Origin of the sequence: Bacillus sp. CH_48, from assembly GCF_038008465.1 — a bacterium.
Classification (GTDB): domain Bacteria; phylum Bacillota; class Bacilli; order Bacillales; family Bacillaceae_G; genus Bacillus_A; species Bacillus_A thuringiensis_S.
Genome location: NZ_JBBOZF010000001.1, coordinates 901,837 through 914,548 on the forward strand (window position 1 = coordinate 901,837; position 12,712 = coordinate 914,548).

Here is a 12,712-nt window from a genome sequence, read left to right on the forward strand (position 1 = left end):
CATTCAATTACTTTGTTTCTGGTTGAAACTTATATGGAATGGCTACTTCTAATAAGGATTCAAATCCTCCGTCATAGTATGGGAAGCGCTCATTCGCAATTGTTCGATCCACCCACTCTATTGCAGAAATTTCACCTTCATCTTCCGCAATAAGTTCACCTTTTACTACATTCGCTCGGAATGTAAAAAATAGTGCATGATTCCCTGATTCCTCAAAGAATTTTTCATTGATCGCAACAAGTCCACCTAACGTAGCAATTAAACCTGTCTCTTCTTTCACTTCTCTTATTAGTGCTTCCTCTAATATTTCACCTTTTTCCACAGCCCCACCTGGCAATGACCAAACGTTTTGTTCTGCATTATGTACCATTAATATTTTATCTGTTTCCTCGTCATGTATTAGTGCGTATACGACATCTACTCTTTGCATAAGACTTCTCTCCTCCCAAAAATAATGAAGAGCCGATTCCTAAGAATCGACTCTTCCTATTAATTCATCACTAACTCAGCTGTGAGCTTTTTTTTTAACTTAGCCAACATGTCCGTTGTCATTTTGTCTAAATCGTATTCTGCTTTAAAGCCCCACTCTTTCATTGCTGCAGTTGCGTCAATAGAGTTTGGCCAACTATCAGCGATTGTTTGACGAGCTGAATCTACTGCATAATCCATTGTAAACGTCGGAATGTGTTTACGAATTGATGCTGCAATTTGCTCTGGCTCAAAACTCATTGCCGTAATGTTAAATGCATTTCTATGCACTAGCTTACTTGGATCAGCTTCCATTAATGAAATGATCGCTTGTAAAGCATCAGGCATATACATCATGTCCATGTACGTTCCTTCAGCAATGTATGAGGTGTATGCACCTTTTTTAATCGCCTCATAATAAATTTCAACTGCATAATCAGTCGTTCCGCCTCCTGGAGGAGCTACGTAAGAAATTAAACCTGGGAAACGGACACCGCGCGTATCTACGCCAAACTTTTGATGATAATAATCACATAGTAATTCTCCTGCTACTTTGTTTACCCCATACATCGTAGTAGGACGCTGAATTGTATCTTGCGGTGTATTATCTTTTGGCGTCGATGGACCGAATGCACCGATCGAACTTGGCGTGAAGAACTTACAGTTTAATTCACGAGCTGCTTCTAATGCATTTACAAGTCCGCCCATATTTAAGTTCCATGCGAATAACGGATTTTTTTCTGCTGTTGCTGAAAGTAAAGCTGCTAAATGAATAATTGTATCTACTTCATTATGCTTTGCAATATCATGTAATTTTTGTCCATCTGTTACATCTAACGTTTCAAACGGACCAGACTTTACTACTTCACTATCTGTTTCACGAATATCTGTTGCAATAACATTTGATGCGCCGTATACATCACGAAGTTTCATTACTAGTTCAGAACCAATTTGCCCTAAAGAACCGGTTACTAGAATTTTTTTCATTTTCCCCACTCCTCATTTGCAAGCTATTCAAAAGATGCCCTTACTTAAATGATGCCCATTTCTTTTCCTACTTTTTCATACTTACGAATTGCTTCATCTAACATTTCTTTCGTATGAGCTGCTGTAGGCATATTACGAACACGACCTTTTCCTTTTGCTACAGTTGGGAACACAATAGATTTTGCGTATACACCTTCTTCATTTAGACGCTTACTAAATTCTTGTGTTAACACTTCGTCCCCAATAATACAAGGTGTAATTGGCGTTTCACTTTCCCCAATGTTAAAGCCAAGTTCTTTTAATCCTTGTTTTAAGTAGCGGCCATTTTCCCATAAACGATCATGTAACTCTGTGCTTTCCATTAAGATTTCAATTGATCTCATGCAAGCTGCTGCATCAGCTGGTGTTAATGCTGTAGAGAATAAGAATGGACGTGAACGAACTTTTAACCAGTCAATTAAGTTTTGTTTCCCTGCTACATATCCACCAATTACCCCAATTGCTTTTGATAATGTACCAATTTGGAAATCAACTTTATCAGATAGACCGAAGTGCTTTACAGTTCCTGCACCTTTTCCAAGTACACCTGAACCGTGTGCATCGTCTACATATGTCATTAAATCTAATTCTTCTGCAATCTCAACAATTTCTGGTAGTTTTGCAACATCTCCATCCATTGAGAAGACACCGTCTGTAATTACCATTAATTTATTGTAAAGACCCGATTCTTTCGCCGCGATTGCTTTTTGGCGTAAATCTTCCATATCAGAATGTTTATAAACAATAATTTTTGCCTTTGATAGACGACTACCATCAATAATAGAAGCATGGTTTAATTCGTCTGAAAGAATTGCATCATTTTTATCCATAACAGCTGAAATCGCTGCCATATTACAGTTAAATCCTGATTGGTAAGCAATTGCCGCTTCTGTATGTTTAAACTTTGCAATTGTCTCTTCTAATTTAATATGCAAATCTAAAGTACCGTTAATTGTACGAACAGCTCCTGCCCCAACACCGTACTTATGAATTGCACCAATTGCTGCTTCTTGCAAACGGCTATCTGTTGCTAATCCAAGATAGTTGTTTGAAGATAAGTTAATATATTCTTTTCCGCCAATTGTAATGATTGGTCCATTTGAACTCTCAAGCGGATCAATTACGTTATAAAGCCCCTTTGATTTTAAATCCTCTAAATTTTCTTCTAAAAATTTTGCAAGTGTTTTACTAGACATCGTGAAGCCTCCCATCGTTCATGTAAGCGGATTATTGTCTTAATAGTTCTAATAATCCCTCTACTAGCTTAACACGTTTTCAGAATTTATTATAGAAAAATAGTTTAAAGTAACCGCTTACAATTTTAGATTATATATGATTCATTATAATAAATCTATCATTTACTTTTCATATTTGATAGAATTTAAAAAATATTTTGGGAGGTTTCAAACATGGCATTTACAGAATCTGATGTATACAATAACACAGCATTTTTCGAACAATATATGAAACGAAGATACCGAGAAAATAGCCCAAATGAATCCATTGAAAAACCAGTATTCTTTCAGCTCATTGGTCATGTGCAAGGAAAACAAATTCTCGATTTAGGCTGTGGTGACGCTAAGTTTGGTGCGGAATTATTAGAAAAGGGATGCTACTCTTACACTGGCATTGAAGGCTCCGAACTTATGTATGAAAAAGCTAAAAATCAACTAGAAAATAAAAATGGATCTGTTCATTTTTTAAACCTCAAAGATTATACCTATCCCTCTTCCACTTTTGATTTAGTAACATCTAGACTCGCCTTACATTATATTGAACATCTTGATACCATTTTTCAAAATGTGTTTCAAACTTTAAAAACAAATGGCACCTTTACCTTTAGCGTTCAACATCCCGTTATTACTTCTTCATTTGAAAGCTTACAAACAAGTGGTAAAAGAACGAGTTGGCTCGTCGATGATTATTTTAAACTAGGCAAACGGGTTGAACCATGGATTGACCAAGAAGTTATTAAATATCATCGTACAACGGAAGAGTATTTCACATTATTACAGCAAGCTGGATTTACCATTACATCATTAAAAGAAGCTACACCAAATCCAATCTATTTTCAAAATGAAGAAGAGTATAAACGTCGCTTACGAATTCCTCTCTTCCTCTTATTTTCTTGTACCAAATAAAAAAAAAAACGATGAATCACTCATCGTTTTTTTATCTTATCGCCTGAGCAACTTCTTTAACTACACGTCTTCCTCTTCCATGCGGGATACAAAGCGGTGTTCCAAACAACGGATCCGTACTAATTTGACACTCCATTCGGAATACATCACGTACTAGTTTCTCATCTACCACTTCTTCAGGTTTACCTTGTGCATATATTTGTTTATCTTGAATTGCTACAATGTTATCTGCATAGCGGCATGCTAAATTTAGATCATGTAATACCATAACAATTGTTCTTTGTTCTGTTTCATTTAATTCGAATAATAAATCCAGCACTTCAATTTGGTGAGTCATATCTAAGTATGTAGTGGGCTCATCCAGTAAAATGATATCTGTATCTTGTGCAAGTGTCATTGCGATCCAAGCACGTTGACGTTGCCCACCTGAAAGAGCATGCACATCACGCTCAGCAAATTCTGTCATACCTGTCGCTGCAAGTGCTTTCTGTACCATTTCCTCGTCTTTTTCTGACCATTGCTTCAGCCATGTTTGGTATGGATAACGCCCTTGCTTTACAAGTTGTAATACTGTAAGTCCTTCTGGTGCTTGTGGTCCTTGCGGTAAAATCGCCATTTGACGAGCGATTTGCTTCGTTTGCATACTTTGAATGGCTTGATTATCTAACAAAATATCACCAGTTGTTGGTTTTAATAATCTAGCTAGTGAACGTAATAAAGTTGATTTCCCGCAACCGTTAGAGCCGATAAAGATTGTAATTTCGCCTTTTTGAATTTCTAAATTCAACTCATCAATAATACTTGTTTCACCATAAGACAACGTCAAGCGTTTCGTCTCCAATGCTTTTTGCATATTCATCTCCCTTTATGAATTCCGACTTTTATAAAGTAAATAAATAAAATAAGGTGCACCAATTGCTGATGTAAATACCCCTGCTGGAATTTCAAGTGGCGTGAAAATTGTACGCCCTATTAAATCTGCAGCAAGTACTAGAATTGCACCGACAATAGCTGCAACTGGGAGTAATGCACCGTATAAAGAACCAACCAATCTTCGTGAAATATGAGGTGCCATTAAACCGACAAATCCAATCCCTCCGGCAAAAGCTACCGCACCACCAATTAAAGCTGTACTAAGTAATAGCATAAATACACGCGACTTCGTTAAAGGAACCCCAAGTCCTACCGCTATATCATCCCCTAGCTCTTGTGCATTTAAATGCCTAGCTGCGATAAATGATATTACTGTTAAAATGAGAACCCAAGGCGCAAGTACCATAACATTTTGCCAAGAAGAGCCGTAAACGGTACCCGTAATCCATACATTTGCTTGGCTCGCTTGATAAATTGGTGCTAGCAACATAAATAATGTTGTCGCAGCCTTCGTTAATGCCCAGAATCCAACACCAATTAAAACGAGACTAATTGGTGATAATCCATCATTTTGCCATGCAAATAAGTATACAAAAACCGCTACAATCGTTGCTCCTGCAAAAGCTGCGAGCGGCATATAATGAATACTTACCGTTAGTGCATTATTTTTATCACTAAATAGCGCTAAAAATAATACAACTGCAACACTTGCCCCGCCCGTAATCCCGATGATATCAGGAGAAGCAAGTGGATTTCGAACAAGCCCTTGTAAAATACAGCCCGCTACCGCGAGCGCAATTCCTACGAGGATAGCAATTAAAATACGCGGCATACGAAACTTATTTACAACCATGTTTGACATCGCATCGCCATTTCCGGTAATTGCTTGCCATACGTCATAAGGAGCAATTTTCATGTCTCCCATACCTGCGCTCGCAAAGAATAATCCTATTAAAACAAGTAGTAAACTTAACAAGACGAGACAAGCTCGTTTATACATTAAAAACGAGAGCTCGCCTTTTCCTATACGAAACGGAATATATTTCTTCATTTGCTAAGCCCTCTCTTACGTGCAATATAAATAAAGAACGGTGCTCCAATAAATGCTGTCATAACTCCTACTGGTACTTCTTGTGGCATAATGACATATCTTGCTGCTATATCAGCCAATATTAGTAGTATTGCACCTAACAATCCGCTATAAGGCACTCTCCATCTGTGGTCAACTCCAACAAGAAATCTAGCAAAATGCGGAGTAATAATCCCAATAAATCCAATTGGGCCAGCAACCGCAACTGAACCACCAGACAACAGTACAATAATAAGTAACACGAATGATTTCATTAAAATTGTTCGTTGTCCAAGTCCTTTCGCGACGTCTTCTCCCATCATCAATGTATTTACTTTTCCTGCCATAATAAGAGATGCAATCCATCCTATTAATAAATATGGGAATACAGATTGTAAAATTTCTAACTTTCGCCCTTGCACAGATCCAGCAAGCCAAAATAATACCTCTTCAAGTGCTTTTTCATTTAACACAAGTAATCCTTGTGTTAATGATGAAAATAACGCACTAATTGCGACCCCTGCTAACGTTAACTTAAGAGGAGTAGTCCCTTCTTTTCCTAAAGAACTAGAAGCAAATACAAGTACAGCTGCAACCGCCGCTCCTAAAAAGGCGATCCATGTGAAAGCTGATAATGATGTTACTGAAAAGATTACAATTGCTACAACTATGAAGAACGCAGCACCTGAATTTAATCCAATAAAATCTGGAGAAGCAAGTGGATTCTTAGTTAAAGTTTGCATAAGACAACCAGCAATGGCTAAACTAGCACCAACACTAGCTGCAATTAACGCCCTAGGCAGACGTACATTTTGAATAATAATATGTTCATTGGAACCGTTAAAATGGAAAAAAGCATCCAATGCTAGTTTCCAACTCGTATTTGTATATCCGAAAATAATACTTCCCCAAATACAAATAACGACTGCAATGATTCCAACAAATAATCCAATCCCTTTTGCTCGATTTGTTTTTAATAACATGCAGCGTTTCCCCTTCAATGTATAATGATACGTTGTTAGTGTATTTCAACTTAATTCTTATTGTCAACGGAAATGAGAATTATTTTCACCCATATATATTGACAATTAAAAGATAAAGGCTTAATATCATGCTTGCTATTGAAAAATATTCTCAACATTTAGGGGGTACATAATGAATTTCATGCGGAAGAAATCGTTTACAGTATTTGTATTTTTACTAGCATTTTCAATGCTTTTAAGCGCTTGTGGAAAATCAAGTAACAAAGAAGAATCTACAAAAGAAGATAATAAAAAAGAAGTGGTTACTGTAGAACATGCAATGGGTAAAACAGAAGTTCCTGCTAATCCAAAACGTGTAGTTATCTTAACAAATGAAGGAACTGAAGCTTTACTTGAATTAGGTGTGAAACCAGTTGGTGCTGTAAAGTCTTGGACTGGTGACCCATGGTATCCACATATTAAGGATAAAATGAAAGATGTAAAAGTTGTTGGTGATGAAGGACAAGTTAACGTTGAAACAATTGCTTCTTTAAAACCAGACTTAATTATCGGTAACAAAATGCGTCACGAAAAAGTATACGAACAACTAAAAGCAATTGCACCTACTGTGTTCTCAGAAACATTACGTGGTGAATGGAAAGATAACTTCAAATTTTATGCAAAAGCATTAAATAAAGAAAAAGAAGGTCAAAAAGTTGTAGCTGATTACGAATCACGTATGAAAGATTTAAAAGGCAAACTTGGCGATAAAGTAAATCAAGAAATCTCTATGGTTCGTTTCATGCCTGGTGATGTTCGTATTTATCATGGTGATACATTCTCTGGTGTTATTTTAAAAGAACTTGGATTTAAACGTCCTGGAGATCAAAACAAAGATGATTTTGCAGAGCGTAACGTATCTAAAGAGCGTATTTCTGCAATGGATGGTGACGTATTATTCTACTTCACATTCGATAAAGGAAATGAGAAAAAAGGATCTGAATTAGAAAAAGAATATATTAATGATCCGCTATTTAAAAATTTAAATGCAGTAAAAAATGGTAAAGCATACAAAGTTGATGACGTTATTTGGAATACAGCTGGTGGCGTAATGGCCGCTAACCTACTATTAGATGACATCGAAAAACGCTTTGTTAAATAATATTTCCTTAACCAGCTCCCTTCTATGGAGCTGGTTATTTTTCAATTCACTTAAATGTCACATTATTTCGTTTTGTATTTTTATTCCCAATATGTTATATTGAGAAAGTAAATAGAATATATTTTCTTTATATCAGAATAAATATTTTAATCTAAATTTTCTGATTAATCACTATTTTATTTTCTTTTAGAATTCAATTATTACATTTGAAAACGCTTATCATCTTGTTTTCAGGGCAAAATACAGTAACGGTCGAAGAAAAATAGAACTTTTTCAGAAATTTTCTTTCTATTTCCATATAATTCTATTGACTTCTAAATATTTTGTAAATTAAAATGATTACATAAATATCCGTTATACAGGATTAGGGGGAAACAAACATGGATGCAGCTTTAAAATTAGACAAAGCTGGAGAGCAACAATCACCAAAAAAACATCCACCAGGGTTATACTTGTTGTTCTTTACAGAGGCATGGGAAAGATTTAGTTATTACGGAATGCGTGGCTTATTAGTTCTTTATTTAACAACGAGCTTAGTAAGCGGCGGTTTAGGATTTGATAAAGCAGTTGCAGTTCAAATTTACGGTATTTTCACAATGCTTGTATATTTCACACCTATTATTGGTGGTTGGTTAACTGACCATTTCATTACGAAGCGACATGCCATTACTATTGGTGGTATCATCATGGCAATTGGTAACTTCGTACTATTTTCAATGAATACGAAAACTGGACTATTTTTAGGATTAGGATTATTAGTTATCGGTAACGGATTCTTCAAACCGAATATTTCGACTTTATTAGGTCAATTATATAGTGACAACGATTCTCGTCGTGATAGTGCCTTCACTATCTTCTACATGGGGATTAACTTAGGAGCTCTTATCGCTCCATTCATTTGCGGTTACTTCGCAGATTATAGATACGGTTTCTTAACAGCTTGTATCGGTATGATTATTGGACAAATTGCATTTAACTTATTAGCACCTCGTTACTTAGGATCAGCTGGAACAACAGTTGTGGGTAAAAAATCTAAAGAACAAAATGCAAAAGCTGTTGAGAAAAAACCTTTAACACCACAAGAGAAAAAACGTACTGTTGCAATTTTAATTTTAACTTGTTTCGTTGTATTCTTCTGGGCAGGATTTGAACAAGCTGGTAGCTCTTTAACACTTTACACAGATAAGTTCGTAGATCGTACAATTGGTGGATTTACAATTCCAACACCTTGGTTCCAATCTGTAAACCCACTATTCATTATCTTACTAGCATTACCTGTTTCTGCGTTATGGATTAAGCTTTCAAAAACAAAAAATGGTGATTTGAAAATCCCAACAAAAATGGCATTAGGTATGATTTTACTAGGGATTGGATATTTAGTTCTAACTTTAGCTGTTTTAAAAACTGGTAGCGATGAAGGTAACATTACAATGAAAGCAAACTTACTATTCATTGTATTCACTTACATGTTCCACACAATCGGTGAGTTATTCTTATCACCAATCGGATTATCTATGGTAAGTGCAATCGCTCCTGTTAAACTAGCATCATTATTAATGGGTGTATGGTTAGCTGGTACTGGCTTCGCAAACTTATTAGCAGGACAATTAGCCGCTTTCACTCAATCTTTAGGATATTTAGAAGTATTCGCAAGCATCGGTATTATCGTAATTGTACTGGGATTAGTACTTCTTATGTTCTCTAAGAAAATTGCACATATGATGGAATAACAAAAAGACGCTTCTAAAATTAGAAGCGTCTTTTTTATTATTTCTCCTCTAAAGCTGTCACGTCCACATGAACGCTCTCACCAGGATTAGATACATCATACACTTGAGCACTCCCCTTCTGCTCATCACAGCTCTCAATCCATACTGGTACGCCCTCATATGTAACGTCAATTCTACTTGAAGAAGATAAGATTTGTTTCACACGTTTCACATCCATACTACTATCCCTCCTTTTGCTTACTACACTCCTTTCTATTTTTTCTTTTCCTTTTAGAATATATTCGGTAAGGCAGCATATTGATTAATAGTCATTTCTACCTCACATGCTAATATTTACTCTCTCGCTACCTTTCTGACAAATAAAAAAAGACGTATATTCTACACGTCTTTTTCCATAATATTCAAATTTTAAGAAAATAATGTTTTTACTACCGCACTTACTTTATCATTATGGATTTGATAATACACTTCTAATCCTCGTCTTTCAAAGCGCACTACTTTATTTTGCTTTAACTTCGTTAAATGTTGTGAAACCGTTGATTGCGGAATTTCTAACACTTCCTGTAGTTGTGTTACATTACATGTTCCTCTTTGCATAAGTTCCATTACTAGACGTAGGCGAAGTGGGTGAGCTAACGCTCTTAACATTTGTACATCTTCTTCTGAAATACGACATTCGAATTGATTTTGGTTCATAAAGTTCCCCTCATTTTCGTTTTTATTTGCGTTTTTATGTTCTTTTTATTTATTTATATATCTGTTCTTATATTTCCTGTTACGACATAACTTTATCAACCTATAAAGCCGAAAATTTTTTCCATCTTCATCAGCAAAAATTCAGGAAAAAATCCTTGCTGATTTTGAATATTATACTATATGATATAACGAAAAAGCAAAATAATGGCCTACGAATACTTTGCTTACAAACGTTGTTTTATCAGGCTTTTTGTTATATTTTCACCTCATTGAAATGCACAGTAACGGTATTGTAAAATATCGTCTATAATTGATAACCTATCGTAATGTAGTTGAACTATACTTAACCTCTTTGTTACGCTAAAAGGAATTTTCAGTAAAAAGAGATGATATGGTATTAAAAATTTGTTTCTTATTTTTTATTCGTATTGCAAGCGGTTGAATTGTTGTGAAAAACTTCCTATTAAATCCACTCACCGTTCCTCTCTCACTAAATCAAACAGGACAGATAAGTGCATATATCAAACTTTAATCAGTAGGGTTTTTGTTCATCCCCACTGATTATCAGCCCTCACCAACCGGGCGTTTACTGGCAGCCCGATCCCCACCTAACTTCTTTGCTTCCGCTGAATTTTGAGGTGTGGGTCTTACTGCCCGTTAATGCGGGATAAGAGACGGCATCTAATATACACCTATAGGGAACATGCCATCTGAATAAGCAAAATAATATGCAAATAATTTATACAGCACACTTAAATTCATTTGAGTGTGTTTTTTGTCTACTTTATGAACAAAGCTTTTCTTTTAACACTATTATGGAATAATTATACTTTTTTACGTTGACAATAGTGTTGAAGGAGAATATACTAAGCATGTAAGTTGATTGTGAATAGTTTCACAAATAATGTGAATTTCTTCACATATAATAGATAGGAGTTGTCATTATTATGAGTACTTGGACACAAATTTATGATCCATTAAACAATATTTGGTTATCTGCACTAATCGCAGCACTTCCAATTTTCTGCTTCATCATTTGTTTAATGGGACTGAAAATGAAAAGTTATATCGCTGGTCTTTACAGTGTGATTGTCGCTATTATTCTTGCAATATTTGTTTATAAAATGCCAGCAACAGTAGCTGTAGCATCTGCTGGATTCGGTGTTTTATCTGGATTTTATCCAATTTGTACTATCGTTATCGCCGCAATTTTCCTTTACAAATTAACTGTTAAAACAGAGCAGTTCAATATTATTCGCGATAGTATTTCAAGCATTACAAATGATCAACGTTTACAAGTATTATTAATTGCTTATTCTTTCGGTGCTTTCTTAGAAGGCGCAGCTGGTCTAGGGGTTCCAGTTGCTATTACAGCTGCACTACTTGTGGGTATGGGCTTTAATCCATTAAAAGCAGCAGGTATTTGTTTAGTAGCTAATATTGCTGGTGGTGCTATGGGTGCTATGGGTATTCCAGTTACAGTACCGGCACAATTAACTGAACTTGACGCATTAACAATTGGTCGTCAAACTGTTCTTATTTTACCTTTCATTAGTATTATCTTACCTTTCTTACTTGTTTCAATGGTCGATGGAGTTAAAGGTATTAAAGAAACTTGGCAAGGTATTCTTGTAAGTGGTGTTTCTTTCGCTATTACTCAATTCGCTGTAACTTACTTCTTAGGTGCAGAACTTACTAATATTTTCGCAGCCGTTGTAAGTATGATTGCTCTTGCATTATTCTTACGTGTTTGGCAACCAAAATCTTCTACTAAAGAAGAAAAACAAGAAACTAAAGTATCACATACATTCAATCAAATTTTATATGCTTGGTCTCCATTCGTATTCTTAACTGCATTTGTAACAATCTTTAATTTAAAACCAATTAAAGCTTTATTTGCTCCAGATGGTGCGTTAGCAAACTTAGTATTTAACATTCAGTTCCCTGGTCTTCATAATGCTGTTATGAAAACTACACCAATTACAAAAGCTGATACACCTTTCGCAGCTGTTTTCAAATTTGATGTATTTTCTTCTACAACTACTGCGATTGTACTAGCAATTATCGTTTCACTTATCGTTTACCGCGTAAAAGGTAAAATGGTTAAAGAATTAATGATTGAAACAATGAAAGAATTAAAAGCTCCAGTATATACAATTTGTAGCGTTATCGCTTTAGCTTACGTAGAGAACTACTCTGGTATGTCATCTACACTTGGACTTGCATTCTCATCTACTGGTAATGCATTCCCAATTCTTTCTCCAATCTTAGGATGGATTGGCGTATTCATTACAGGTTCAGTAGTTTCAAGTGGTTCTTTATTCGCACCACTGCAAGCAGTAACAGCAGACCAATTAAACATCGTTCCTTCTACACTCGTTGCCTTAAACGTGGTAGGTGGTACAATGGCAAAAATGGTTTCACCACAATCTGTAGCAGTTGCTTGTGCCGCAGTTGGACTAGTTGGTAAAGAATCTGCTCTATTTAAAACAGCAATGAAATACAGTTTAATCTTCTTAGCTGTTATTAGCTTACTTCAATTAAACGCTGTGTTTAATATCTTTTAAAAATAAAACACCGATCCA

The 12,712-nt window shown here is 35.5% G+C and carries 12 protein-coding genes; 4 read left to right on the plus strand and 8 right to left on the minus strand.

Features of this window, described 5'->3' with window-relative positions:
- Positions 1–7: 7 nt before the first annotated feature.
- From N2V92_RS04370 to N2V92_RS04380, 3 genes are read right to left on the minus strand one after another with little or no spacing between them, the layout of a single operon-like run.
- On the minus strand, positions 8–430 hold the full coding sequence (locus N2V92_RS04370) for an NUDIX hydrolase (RefSeq protein WP_001189930.1): 423 nt from the start codon (positions 428–430) through the stop codon (positions 8–10).
- A gap of 59 nt (positions 431–489) precedes the next feature.
- A complete protein-coding gene (locus N2V92_RS04375) occupies positions 490–1,455 on the minus strand; it encodes an L-threonine 3-dehydrogenase (RefSeq protein WP_000723120.1) in 966 nt (321 codons plus the stop codon).
- Between the two features lie 44 nt (positions 1,456–1,499).
- A complete protein-coding gene (locus N2V92_RS04380; RefSeq protein ID WP_000095903.1) occupies positions 1,500–2,690 on the minus strand; it encodes a glycine C-acetyltransferase in 1,191 nt (396 codons plus the stop codon).
- Positions 2,691–2,903: 213 nt separating this feature from the next.
- Here N2V92_RS04380 and N2V92_RS04385 point away from each other — a divergent pair, with 213 nt between their 5' ends.
- Positions 2,904–3,635: a class I SAM-dependent DNA methyltransferase gene (locus N2V92_RS04385; protein ID WP_000885973.1), complete on the plus strand. Its 732-nt coding sequence runs from the start codon at positions 2,904–2,906 to the stop codon at positions 3,633–3,635.
- A gap of 31 nt (positions 3,636–3,666) precedes the next feature.
- Here N2V92_RS04385 and N2V92_RS04390 read toward each other — a convergent pair whose 3' ends face one another.
- The 3 genes from N2V92_RS04390 to N2V92_RS04400 are packed head-to-tail and all read right to left on the minus strand — an operon-like array spanning position 3,667 to position 6,560.
- Complete coding sequence (locus tag N2V92_RS04390) at positions 3,667–4,488, minus strand: ABC transporter ATP-binding protein (RefSeq protein WP_042597094.1); 822 nt, start codon at positions 4,486–4,488, stop codon at positions 3,667–3,669.
- A 12-nt stretch (positions 4,489–4,500) separates the two neighbouring features.
- Positions 4,501–5,559 carry a FecCD family ABC transporter permease gene (locus N2V92_RS04395; protein ID WP_000760052.1) on the minus strand — a complete coding sequence of 353 codons (1,059 nt, stop codon included), beginning with the start codon at positions 5,557–5,559 and terminating at the stop codon, positions 4,501–4,503.
- Positions 5,556–6,560, minus strand: a complete 1,005-nt coding sequence (locus tag N2V92_RS04400; RefSeq protein WP_000925213.1) for a FecCD family ABC transporter permease — start codon at positions 6,558–6,560, stop codon at positions 5,556–5,558. Before N2V92_RS04400 ends, N2V92_RS04395 begins: the two co-directional genes overlap by 4 nt.
- Positions 6,561–6,732: 172 nt before the next feature.
- Here N2V92_RS04400 and N2V92_RS04405 point away from each other — a divergent pair, with 172 nt between their 5' ends.
- Both N2V92_RS04405 and N2V92_RS04410 read left to right on the plus strand, forming a co-directional pair.
- Positions 6,733–7,701, plus strand: a complete 969-nt coding sequence (locus N2V92_RS04405; RefSeq protein WP_001010281.1) for an ABC transporter substrate-binding protein — start codon at positions 6,733–6,735, stop codon at positions 7,699–7,701.
- 380 nt (positions 7,702–8,081) lie between these two features.
- Positions 8,082–9,431 carry a peptide MFS transporter gene (locus N2V92_RS04410; RefSeq protein WP_000338303.1) on the plus strand — a complete coding sequence of 450 codons (1,350 nt, stop codon included), beginning with the start codon at positions 8,082–8,084 and terminating at the stop codon, positions 9,429–9,431.
- Between the two features lie 37 nt (positions 9,432–9,468).
- Here the strand turns inward: N2V92_RS04410 and N2V92_RS04415 are convergent, their stop codons facing one another.
- On the minus strand, positions 9,469–9,648 hold the full coding sequence (locus tag N2V92_RS04415; RefSeq protein WP_000382679.1) for an acid-soluble spore protein H: 180 nt from the start codon (positions 9,646–9,648) through the stop codon (positions 9,469–9,471).
- Between the two features lie 191 nt (positions 9,649–9,839).
- Complete coding sequence (locus N2V92_RS04420; RefSeq protein WP_001075219.1) at positions 9,840–10,127, minus strand: ArsR/SmtB family transcription factor; 288 nt, start codon at positions 10,125–10,127, stop codon at positions 9,840–9,842.
- A 947-nt stretch (positions 10,128–11,074) separates the two neighbouring features.
- On the opposite strand from N2V92_RS04420, the gene N2V92_RS04425 reads away from it, so the two are divergent.
- Positions 11,075–12,694, plus strand: coding sequence for an L-lactate permease (locus N2V92_RS04425; RefSeq protein WP_000109120.1), 1,620 nt, complete (start codon positions 11,075–11,077; stop codon positions 12,692–12,694).
- The last annotated feature ends 18 nt before the right edge of the window (positions 12,695–12,712 follow it).

Coding starts and splice junctions, on each gene's coding strand:
- N2V92_RS04415 (WP_000382679.1), bottom strand. CDS start 9,648: ATGGATGTGAAACGTGTGAAACAAATCTTATCTTCTTCAAGTAGAATT.
- N2V92_RS04390 (WP_042597094.1), bottom strand. CDS start 4,488: ATGCAAAAAGCATTGGAGACGAAACGCTTGACGTTGTCTTATGGTGAA.
- N2V92_RS04405 (WP_001010281.1), top strand. CDS start 6,733: ATGAATTTCATGCGGAAGAAATCGTTTACAGTATTTGTATTTTTACTA.
- N2V92_RS04380 (WP_000095903.1), bottom strand. CDS start 2,690: ATGTCTAGTAAAACACTTGCAAAATTTTTAGAAGAAAATTTAGAGGAT.
- N2V92_RS04420 (WP_001075219.1), bottom strand. CDS start 10,127: ATGAACCAAAATCAATTCGAATGTCGTATTTCAGAAGAAGATGTACAA.
- N2V92_RS04400 (WP_000925213.1), bottom strand. CDS start 6,560: ATGTTATTAAAAACAAATCGAGCAAAAGGGATTGGATTATTTGTTGGA.
- N2V92_RS04370 (WP_001189930.1), bottom strand. CDS start 430: ATGCAAAGAGTAGATGTCGTATACGCACTAATACATGACGAGGAAACA.
- N2V92_RS04385 (WP_000885973.1), top strand. CDS start 2,904: ATGGCATTTACAGAATCTGATGTATACAATAACACAGCATTTTTCGAA.
- N2V92_RS04410 (WP_000338303.1), top strand. CDS start 8,082: ATGGATGCAGCTTTAAAATTAGACAAAGCTGGAGAGCAACAATCACCA.
- N2V92_RS04395 (WP_000760052.1), bottom strand. CDS start 5,559: ATGAAGAAATATATTCCGTTTCGTATAGGAAAAGGCGAGCTCTCGTTT.
- N2V92_RS04375 (WP_000723120.1), bottom strand. CDS start 1,455: ATGAAAAAAATTCTAGTAACCGGTTCTTTAGGGCAAATTGGTTCTGAA.
- N2V92_RS04425 (WP_000109120.1), top strand. CDS start 11,075: ATGAGTACTTGGACACAAATTTATGATCCATTAAACAATATTTGGTTA.